The sequence below is a fragment of the Mesorhizobium sp. M7A.F.Ca.CA.002.04.1.1 genome (assembly GCF_004022805.1).
In the GTDB taxonomy this organism is placed as follows: domain Bacteria; phylum Pseudomonadota; class Alphaproteobacteria; order Rhizobiales; family Rhizobiaceae; genus Mesorhizobium; species Mesorhizobium ciceri.
The window spans coordinates 1-4,286 of the sequence record NZ_RZPL01000514.1 but is presented as its reverse complement, the minus strand read 5'-3'; the positions used below and the strand labels follow the sequence as shown (position 1 = coordinate 4,286).

At 63.6% G+C, this 4,286-nt stretch carries 6 protein-coding genes; 4 read left to right on the top strand and 2 right to left on the bottom strand.

The window, feature by feature from the left end; all coding sequences use genetic code 11:
- The 3 genes from ENZ75_RS23060 to ENZ75_RS23050 all read left to right on the top strand — a co-directional run.
- Positions 1 to 399: hypothetical protein (locus ENZ75_RS23060; RefSeq protein WP_245481197.1), on the top strand; the 399-nt coding region annotated here is incomplete at its 5' end.
- Between the two features lie 97 nt (positions 400 to 496).
- The gene (locus ENZ75_RS23055) at positions 497 to 1,012 is read left to right on the top strand and encodes a hypothetical protein (protein ID WP_013529757.1); all 516 of its coding nucleotides are present in this window, start codon (positions 497 to 499) and stop codon (positions 1,010 to 1,012) included.
- A 173-nt stretch (positions 1,013 to 1,185) separates the two neighbouring features.
- Positions 1,186 to 1,494: an SCP2 sterol-binding domain-containing protein gene (locus ENZ75_RS23050; protein WP_128337429.1), complete on the top strand. Its 309-nt coding sequence runs from the start codon at positions 1,186 to 1,188 to the stop codon at positions 1,492 to 1,494.
- Between the two features lie 95 nt (positions 1,495 to 1,589).
- Here the strand turns inward: ENZ75_RS23050 and ENZ75_RS23045 are convergent, their stop codons facing one another.
- Complete coding sequence (locus tag ENZ75_RS23045) at positions 1,590 to 2,159, bottom strand: N-acetyltransferase (RefSeq protein ID WP_063168935.1); 570 nt, start codon at positions 2,157 to 2,159, stop codon at positions 1,590 to 1,592.
- A gap of 153 nt (positions 2,160 to 2,312) precedes the next feature.
- Positions 2,313 to 3,446: an ornithine/lysine decarboxylase gene (gene odc2 / locus ENZ75_RS23040; protein WP_024502712.1), complete on the bottom strand. Its 1,134-nt coding sequence runs from the start codon at positions 3,444 to 3,446 to the stop codon at positions 2,313 to 2,315.
- Between the two features lie 540 nt (positions 3,447 to 3,986).
- Between odc2 and ENZ75_RS23035 the strand changes: the two genes are divergently transcribed.
- A partial coding sequence (locus ENZ75_RS23035; protein ID WP_245481195.1) for an amidase family protein occupies positions 3,987 to 4,286 on the top strand: 300 nt, incomplete at its 3' end.

Below are 4,286 nucleotides of genomic sequence, written 5' to 3'. Positions count from 1 at the left end.
AACCTGCCAGCACGCACGACCACGTCGGAAGCGCCGATCCCGTTCGCGCGGCCCGGCAACCTCGCCGCCATCATCGGCCGCATCGAGGAAGTGGTCGAGGAAGAGACGGCAGGCATCCGCAACGCCACCAACTATGATCTCAAGGCATCGAACGCCCGCAAGAGCCGCTACCTCTACGAGTTGACCCGCGCCATGAAGGGCGGCAGCGAAGCCGAATTCCTCGAGCAGCACCGCGAGGGCCTGACCCGGCTGCGCCAGAAGCTGGCGAAGAACGAAGCGGCGATCCTGGCGCATCTCAGCGCGGTCAACGAAGTCGCCAGCCTGCTGCGGCACGCCATCCAGCGCGCCGAGACCGACGGCACCTATTCCGCCGGCGAGTTCGGCTGGATAAAGGCGTGATGGCGAACACAGGCGACACATCGGAGATCCTGCCTCGGCAACGGCGCCGTGCCGCGTTGCCATTGCAAGGGACTGACCAAGGGACTGACAAGGCCCGATGATCAAGGTCATCGCCATCGCCGTCTGGATCTGCGCCGCAACGCTGGGCGCCGTGTTCTATTCTTTCCAGGCGGCCGGCGAGCGCGGTGTCGGCGAAACGCCGAAGCCGATGCTGGGCGGCCTCGACTACGTCAAGACCGACATCATTTCGGTGCCGCTGATCCGCGATTCCGAGATCGGCGGCTATTTCCTGACCAAGCTTGTCTACACGGTCGAACCCGAGCAGATCAAGAAACTGTCCATTCCGGCCGAAGCGCTGATCACCGACCAGGTCTATTCCTACCTCTATTCCAATCCGCAGATCGACTTCACCAACAAGGCGACGATCGATCTCGATGCCTTCCGCGCCGCCATCCGCGATACCGTCAACACGCGTGTCGGGGCGCCTTTGGTGCATGAGGTTCTGATCGACCAGGTCAATTTCCTGTCGAAGGACGAAATCCGCGACAACTGGCTGCGCCGCAAGAAAAGCGAGACGGCGAGCGAAATGACCAAGGCGTTCAAGGAACACTGAGTTGCCGGGCTCGCATTTCCGGCCTCCTCCAGGCTCGCCTGCCGCAACGGCAGGAACCAACCGCCTGAATTCGCGTTGACGTAAACGTCAACGCAAAGCTATATGCGGCAGCGACCGTGATCGCGAAACCGCGGCACGGGCTTCGGCTGGATCGAAGCGCCGTTGCGAGACAGATGCAACCAGACAAGGAGAACAGCGTGAGCGTTCAGGAGATTGCCGAGAAGATCAAGTCGCGCGTGGCCAGCAGCGGGTTCGATCGTTCCGTGAAATTCGACACCGGCAGCGACGGCGTCATCGTCATCGACGGCGCAACCGTCTCGAACACCGATGCACCCACCGACTGCACCATCAAGCTCTCGCTCGACGATCTCGATTCGCTGATCGCTGGCGACCTGAACCCGACAATGGCGTTCATGACCGGCAAGATAAAGGTCGAAGGCGACATGACCGTTGCCATGGCGCTCAGCCAGCTGATCGGCTGAAGGCATGCAGGCGCCCAAGGTGGCGCCCACCAATCGCGAAAAAACGCCGCCTTTTCGGGCGGCGTTTTTGCATGAAATGCTGGCGGCTTCGTATCTCAGGCCGCCGATATCAATTCCTGCGCCTTCAGCTTGCGGCCGGCCGCCCTCAGCGTGCCGTGCACGCCGTCAAGCGCGCCTTCCACCAGTTCCAGCGCCAGCAGGCGGTGCCGCTCATAGGGTCCCGGCATGGCAAGCGAACCGGTCTTCTCGGCCGAGAAGCCGAAGCGCGCGTAATAGGGCGCATCGCCGACCAGAAGGATCGCGGCATGGCCAAGACGTGCCGCCTCGGCGATGGCATGGCGCATCAGGGCCGAGCCGATGCCGGCGTTCTTGAGCGACGGATCGACGGCAAGCGGGCCAAGCAGCAGCGCAGCCGCACCGCCCTCGCCCAGCCTGACGTCCCACAGCCGCACGGTGCCGGCGACGCCGCCCGAGCCATCGCGGGCGACGAAGACCAGGCCTTCCGAGGGCCGCCGGCCACGCCGCAGCTTCTCCGACGACTTTTTCCTGCGCTTCGGCCCCATCGCCCGATCGAGCAACGCCTCGCGCGCCGCAACATCGGCGGCGGTTTCGGCAACCATCACAAAGGCCGGTGCGTGGCCCCCAATTTCAACTGGCATTTCCATTTCCGTAATCCCTGGCGAGCGGAGATCTGTTCCACAGGCGAGCCCGGGTGGACGAAAGTCGCCCACCTGGGATGATCTGATCGGCTCTCTCAGCGCATTTTCAGGCGAAGTTGTGTCCGGTTCGCCGTTCGAAAATGCGCTGAGCAAGCGCCGTCAGATCACGTAGGATCGGAGAGGCTCGAAGCCGTTGAAGGCGACCGCCGAGTAGGTGGTCGTGTAGGCGCCGGTGCCTTCGATCAGCACCTCGTCGCCGATGGTCAGCGACAAAGGCAGCAGATAGGGCGTCTTCTCGTACATCACGTCGGCCGAATCGCAGGTCGGGCCGGCGAGCACGCAAGGTGCGGTCTCCGTGCCGTCATGCGCGGTGACGATCGGGTAGCGGATCGCCTCGTCCATCGTCTCGGCCAGGCCGCCGAACTTGCCGATGTCGAGGAACACCCAGCGCACATTGTCGTTGGCGGCCTTCTTCGAGATCAGCACGACTTCCGACTTGATGACGCCGGCATTGCCGACCATGCCACGGCCCGGCTCGATGATGGTCTCCGGAATGGCATTGCCGAAATGCTTGCGCAGCGCCGAGAAGATCGCCTGGCCATAGGCCTGGGCGGCCGGCACGTCACGCAGATAGCGCGTCGGGAAACCACCGCCCATATTGACCATCTTCAAGACGATGCCTTCCTCGGCGAGCGTCGCGAACACCACCTTGGCGTCGGCCAGCGCGCGGTCCCAGGCGGTCAGGTCGGTCTGCTGCGAGCCGACATGGAACGACACGCCATAGGCGTCGAGGCCGAGCCCCTTGGCATGGCGCAGCACGTCGACGGCCATCGCCGGCACGCAGCCGAACTTGCGCGACAGCGGCCACTCGGCGCCCTCGCCATCGGTCAGCACGCGGCAGAACACGCGCGCACCGGGCGCGACGCGGGCGATCTTCTCGACCTCTTCGACGCAATCGACGGCGAACAGGCGGATGCCGAGCTGGTAGGCGCGTGCGATGTCACGCTCCTTCTTGATGGTGTTGCCGAAGGAGATGCGGTCCGCCGGTGCACCAGCGTCCATCGCCATCTCGACTTCGGCAACGGAAGCGGTGTCGAAGGACGAGCCCATCGCAGCAAGCAGGCGCAGGATTTCCGGCGCCGGGTTTGCTTTCACCGCATAGTAGATCCTGGAATCGGGCAGCGCCTTCTCGAAGGCGCGGAAATTGTCGCGCACGACATCGAGGTCGACGACGAGGCAGGGGCCGGTCGGACGTCGGGTGGCGAGGAAGTCAAGGATGCGCTGGGTGGCCATCGGGGTCTCTCCATCAGCGCCTTTCGGCGCGCAATAAGGCTGCGGGACGCGGGCTGTCGGCCTCGCGAACTCGCGGTGGACAAAGGCGGGACGGAAATCCATGGAACCAGCCGGTGGAGACCCCGGAACCATGAAGCGCCGTCTCGCGGCGGTGAACCTTGGCCTTGCCCGGCCTCGGTTCGCTTTGTCTGCCTTGGCTTGGATGGGAGACCCGTCCGCACTGCCGGCAATGAAGGTGTGCCTCTTCAGTAACCCCGGTTTTTGGACAACCGGCAGAACACCAGAAAGGCCCGCACCGTCGTTGCTTCAAGGTGTCCTCGGGCTGGCGGTTGGCCGCTAGACCGACTGGAGGGGTTGGCTCCAGTTACCTTACCGATTTCCCTCACCATTCGAGGATCGGCGGACACCCACAGGCACGTGCGACTTTGGGCAAGCGCGATATAAGGGCGAAGACTTTCACAATCAATAAAAATCGTATCGCAGGTTGTAAAATTTCTGGCGTCGAACAATGTTGCGGCAACCGTATCCGGATATCGAACGATGACAGGCACGCACGGCCCTCTCAACGCCTTTCTCGATCTTCGCCAGATGCCCGTGGCACATGCCCAGCTCGGCCCGTTGGCCGGCCTGCGGCTGGCCGTCAAGGACATATACGACGTCGCCGGCTACCGCACCGGTTGCGGCAATTTGCAAAAATTCGCCGAAAGCCACGCAGCCTCGCGCACCGCACCCGCCGTGCAGATGATCCTCGATGCCGGCGCACGCTTCGTCGGCAAGACGCAGACCGACGAGCTCGCCTTCGCGCTGTTCGGTCAGAATGCGCATTTCTCGTTTCCGGTG